Raw genomic sequence first — 4,886 nt, 5'->3', positions numbered from 1 at the left:
TTGGTGAAGACATGCTTTATCATAAAAAAGTATCTGATAAAGATGTCCATCGTGTTGTAGATTTTTTTGAAGAAAATGATTATGACTATTATCTTGAAAGTAATGGTGGTTTGTTTGCTAGTGAAAATTTAGTACCTCGCTTAGAAATGATTACTTATGGCGATTTAGAAAATGATGAAAAGGCTAGAAAGAAAAAAGCTGAACAACCAAGTCACTTTATTACATCTTTAATAGAGGGAGAAAGTATGTATCGTAGTGATGTCAATAAAATTTGTTTTTTAGAAAATAAAGATATTCCTTTTCAAACAATTATAGATAACTTTTCTGATGCATTCAATGTTATTCATTGTACCGTTCCTGCTTTTGGAGATGATTCAGGAGAATTATCCGTTGTCGGTGTTAACAAAGCAAGTGCCATTGAAACACTCATCAAACATTTAAACATTCCTCAAGAAAATACTTTTGCCTTTGGTGATGGCATGAATGATGCTGATATGTTAGAGTATTGCCATGTCGGTATTGCTGTTGGTAACGCTAAAGAGGGTTTAAAAGCAATTGCTGATGAAGTATGTGATGACATTGCTGAAGATGGTATTTATAAAACCATGAAAAAATATCAACTTATATAAAAAAACATTGGATTTTTTTCCAATGTTTTTTATTAGAGTAAATGTGACATTAAAATGGTTGCAAGTCCTAAAAAAGCAAAGAATCCAAACATATCTGTACATGTTGTTACAAAAACTCCACTTGCAAGAGCTGGATCAACATGAAATCTATCTAAAATAACCGGTACAAAATAACCTGCAAGTGTTGCAACAATCATGTTACAAATCATGGCAAGTCCAGCTACAACACCAAACCATGGATTACCAGCAAAGAACCAAGCCCCTACTGAAACTAATGCCCCAATGATAACACCATTTAAAATACCAAGTCCAATTTCTTTTAATAAAACTTTGCGAGCATTTTCTTTATCTAATTCTCCTAGTGATAAACCACGAACAACAATAGTTAAAGTTTGTGTTCCGGCATTACCACCCATTCCTGTAATAATCGGGCTAATCGTTGCAAGAGCAACAACCTTAGCAATTGTTCCTTCAAAGACACTAACAACACTTGAAGCCATAATTGCTGTAAAAAGATTGACAATCAACCAAGGAATACGGTTTTTAAATGATTCTACAAGCGTTGAATCTAAACGTTCTTCAGAACCAACCCCTCCTAATAAGTTCATGTCTTCAGTTGTTTCTTCTTCGATGACATCCATAACATCATCGATATCAATAACGCCTAATAAATGATGTTGTTCATCTATAACAGGCATCAAAATATATCCATATTTACTAAAAGTCTTCGCAACTTCTTCTTGGTCTTCATAATAATAAACAGCTTTAACATTTTGATTTGTAATCTCAAGCATTGGTGTATCAAAGGTACTTGTAACGATATCACCTAAAGAAACAACTCCCTTTAACACATTTTCCTTATCAACAACGTAAAGATAATGTCTTGGTTCTTCTTCAGTTGTTTGTAAAAATAATAATGTTTCTTTAACTGTATTATTTGCATGGATATCTAAATACTCAGTTGTCATAATTCCCCCAGCAGTTTCTGGGTTATATTGTAATAACTGTTTGACATCTTCTTTATCGTCATCTTCCAACAATTCTAAAAAAGCATTTTTTTCATCTTCATCTTCGATTGATCCAATAACATCCGTAATAACGTCATGGCTAACTTCATCTAAGATTTGTTTTTGTTTATATTTTGAAAATAAATTCAACCATTCTAAGATAAGTTCTTCATCATCTTCTTCATCTAAAATATCACCAATAACTTCATTTGGTAAATGTTCTAAGATTTCTTTTGATGAATCTTCATCTTCATGCAAAATATCAAGGATATCTGCCGGGTGAATATTTTCTAAAACTTCTTTAATTATTTCTTTATTCCCGTGAAGAATTAAATTCTTTAATTCTTCAGAAGTCATTTGTTTTATCATTTATTTTCCCCCTCTTATTTAAAGAGGAACTTTACCGACGGTGGTAAATGATCCTCACTATTATCATTGTGTCCACCGGATAACGGGTCTACTATCATTTTTACCACCTCCACCTTGTTCATTTTATCATAATGTTCAAACTTTTAAAGAAAAAAATCATTTTTTACATAATAAAAAGATTGATTTTATAAAAAAAGAAGATAACATTTGCTATCTTCTTATTTCGAGCACATATTTCTTTGATTTTCTTGATCATAATCAAATAATCCATCATTCTTTTCTTCAAGTGCTTTTATCATATGATAAGTATATTCATTATAAGGTGTAGGAATGTGAAGTTCTTTACCCATTTTGATTAAAGCTCCAGAAAACATATCAATTTCACTATGACGTTTAGCATCTAAATCTTGCAATGTAGAATAACGAGCAGTTGCAGGTACAGCACTTCCTCGCGTCGAAGAAGAATCAGCTTTACTTAAATCAATTCCTTTAGCATGCGCAATGGTTTCAAGTTCATGACGTAAACCATCTTGAATAAATTTCATATGTTCACTATCACGATAACATCCTACTCCAGCTCCTAAAATAGCTTGAGGTAAATTATTACATACATTTAAACGAAATTTACTCCAAATTTCTTCTTGAATATAATTACTTACACGATAATGAATCCCTGTATTTTCAAATAATGATTCTATTGCTTGTACACGTTTGCTTTGATAAGGTGCTTGCAATTCTCCAAAAACAATCCCAATGGTTGTTTCAGGATCAAAGCAATAACCATTTTCTTTATGTGAAGCAATCTTAATTAAAGATGGCATGAGATGTTCTTTACCTATGACTTCTCCAATGATTTCTTCACTATCTACACCATTCATTAAAGACATGACAATTGTATGATCGTCAACAATTGTTTGAATAGATTTTAAGGCATCTTTCAAAGCACCATATTTTAAAGAAACAATCAATAAATCCACTCCATGTGCTTCTGTCGGTGACCATACTTCTGGATAATACATTTGATCATTGATCAAACATCCCTTTTGTAAACGTTTAGCACGTTCACCTTCTCCAATAACACCTAATTTTACTTTTTTGTCTAATCCCCAAATAATATATGAACCTACTGCTCCAGCACCTAAAACAGCAACTGTTTTTATTTCCATTTTTTCATCCCCCATTTATTTTTCTATATTGTAGCACAAAATTTATAAGTTAAAAATGTGTACAGCAATATTGAAATAAACAAGAATAGAGCATGTATCTACAATTGTTGTAATAAGTGGTGAAGCCATAATTGCTGGATCTAAACCAATTTGATTGGCAACTAAAGGAAGAATACAACCAATTAATTTAGATAAAATAACTGTTACAATTAAAGATAAAGCAATCACAAAAGCAATATTAAGGTCTTGATACATCACATAAATTCTAAATCCATTAGCAATCGCTAAAATCACCCCTACTACTAATGCAATTCTAAATTCTTTAAACATCACTTTAAAAATTTCTTTAAAACGTATTTCATTTAAAGCAATCCCTCTAATAATTAAAGTAGAACTTTGAGAGCCACAATTTCCTCCTGTATCCATCAACATAGGAATAAATGAGACTAATAAAGGTACTGCTTGAAAAGCATTTTCATATCTTGTAATAATACTTCCTGTAAGTGTTGCAGAAAACATCAATACAAGTAACCAAATAATACGATGTTTAGCATGTTCAAAAACAGATGTTTCAAAATAACTTTTATCATGTGGTTCTACAGCAGCCATTTTAGAAATATCTTCACTAGTTTCATCTACCATAACATCCATGACATCATCAACTGTCACAATTCCTACAAGCATTTTTTCATCATCTAAAACAGGTAAAACAACTAAATCATATTTTCTAAAAATATTAACAACTTCTTCTTGATCTGTATGAGTATAAACATATTGAAAATCTTCTTTCATAATTTCTTCAATACTTTTATTTTCATCATTTAATAAAATATCTTTCGTCGAAACAATTCCTATTAATTTCTTATCTTGGCAGACATAACTTGTGTAAATGCTTTTACAATGATTTCCATTTTGTTTAATATAAGTTAAAGCATCTTTAAGTTGAATTTCTTTCTTTAAAGAAAGAAATTCAGTAGTCATAATTGTTCCAGCACTATCTTTAGGATAACTCAAAAGTTAATTGATGACTTTTCTTTGATTTTCATCGACATGTTTTAAAAGTCTAGTTACTAAATTTGCAGGCAATTCTTCGATTAAATCTACAAGATCATCCATATATTGATTTTCAATCAATGATTCTAACTCTTTTTCACTAAACAATTCTACAAGTTGACTTTGCATTTTAATATCCATATTTGAAAATACTTGTGCTGCTTTCTTTTTAGAAAGTAAGCGAAAAGCAATAGCACAATCATCTATTTGTATTTGTTGTAAAAGATAAGCTATATCGACAGCATTGTTTTCCATTAATAAAGTATGTAATTGTTTGTATTGTTTTGTATTTAATAATTCTAGCAATAATTCTTTTTTCATTTTGATATTTCCTCCTTCTTTGAATTTGCCTTTGACAACCCTCGTCCATATAACTCACCTCCTTACAAAAAAACATCGCTGCTTGAGCGATGTTCTATTCCATTTCATCCGTTCAAGCTTTAGTATCACAGGGCATATCAATTACATTAAACAAAGCCTTTGCGACTTTATCTGCTAACCAGCGCATTGTGTCTCCACAATTTTGCGGCAGTAATCTTAGGATATCCAAATCCCTGCGGCAACCTCACCTACCGTTGTTTATTCAATTCATTTTCATTATATTTATTAACTTAATTAACCATCTGACACATCTTTTGATTTAACTCCGTTATTCTCACTTT

General features: G+C 30.9%; 5 protein-coding genes and 1 riboswitch. Of the genes, 1 reads left to right on the top strand and 4 read right to left on the bottom strand.

Annotation, left to right across the window (positions count from 1 at the left end; genetic code table 11):
• On the top strand, window positions 1-629 hold a 629-nt coding region (locus ACLVEP_RS12475), incomplete at its 5' end, for a Cof-type HAD-IIB family hydrolase (RefSeq protein ID WP_412585226.1).
• A gap of 32 nt (window positions 630-661) precedes the next feature.
• On the opposite strand, the gene mgtE (ACLVEP_RS12470) is transcribed toward ACLVEP_RS12475, so the two are convergent.
• From mgtE (ACLVEP_RS12470) to ACLVEP_RS12455, 4 genes are all read right to left on the bottom strand, one after another.
• Window positions 662-2,005: a magnesium transporter gene (gene mgtE, locus ACLVEP_RS12470; protein ID WP_117346751.1), complete on the bottom strand. Its 1,344-nt coding sequence runs from the start codon at window positions 2,003-2,005 to the stop codon at window positions 662-664.
• A gap of 218 nt (window positions 2,006-2,223) precedes the next feature.
• Entirely contained in the window at window positions 2,224-3,171 is a 948-nt protein-coding gene (locus ACLVEP_RS12465) for a ketopantoate reductase family protein (protein WP_412585225.1), read from the bottom strand.
• A gap of 42 nt (window positions 3,172-3,213) precedes the next feature.
• A complete protein-coding gene (mgtE, locus tag ACLVEP_RS12460) occupies window positions 3,214-4,185 on the bottom strand; it encodes a magnesium transporter (RefSeq protein ID WP_412585223.1) in 972 nt (323 codons plus the stop codon).
• Window positions 4,186-4,188: 3 nt separating this feature from the next.
• Window positions 4,189-4,545, bottom strand: coding sequence for a magnesium transporter MgtE N-terminal domain-containing protein (locus tag ACLVEP_RS12455; protein WP_412585222.1), 357 nt, complete (start codon window positions 4,543-4,545; stop codon window positions 4,189-4,191).
• Between the two features lie 96 nt (window positions 4,546-4,641).
• Window positions 4,642-4,808, bottom strand: a riboswitch (M-box (ykoK) riboswitch).
• Window positions 4,809-4,886: the final 78 nt, after the last annotated feature.

Source organism: Faecalibacillus sp., assembly GCF_047023275.1.
GTDB lineage: Bacteria > Bacillota_I > Bacilli_A > Erysipelotrichales > Coprobacillaceae > Faecalibacillus.
This window is presented reverse-complemented; position numbering and strand designations above follow the sequence as displayed.

Coding starts and splice junctions, on each gene's coding strand:
- mgtE (WP_117346751.1), bottom strand. CDS start 2,005: ATGATAAAACAAATGACTTCTGAAGAATTAAAGAATTTAATTCTTCAC.
- ACLVEP_RS12465 (WP_412585225.1), bottom strand. CDS start 3,171: ATGGAAATAAAAACAGTTGCTGTTTTAGGTGCTGGAGCAGTAGGTTCA.
- ACLVEP_RS12455 (WP_412585222.1), bottom strand. CDS start 4,545: ATGAAAAAAGAATTATTGCTAGAATTATTAAATACAAAACAATACAAA.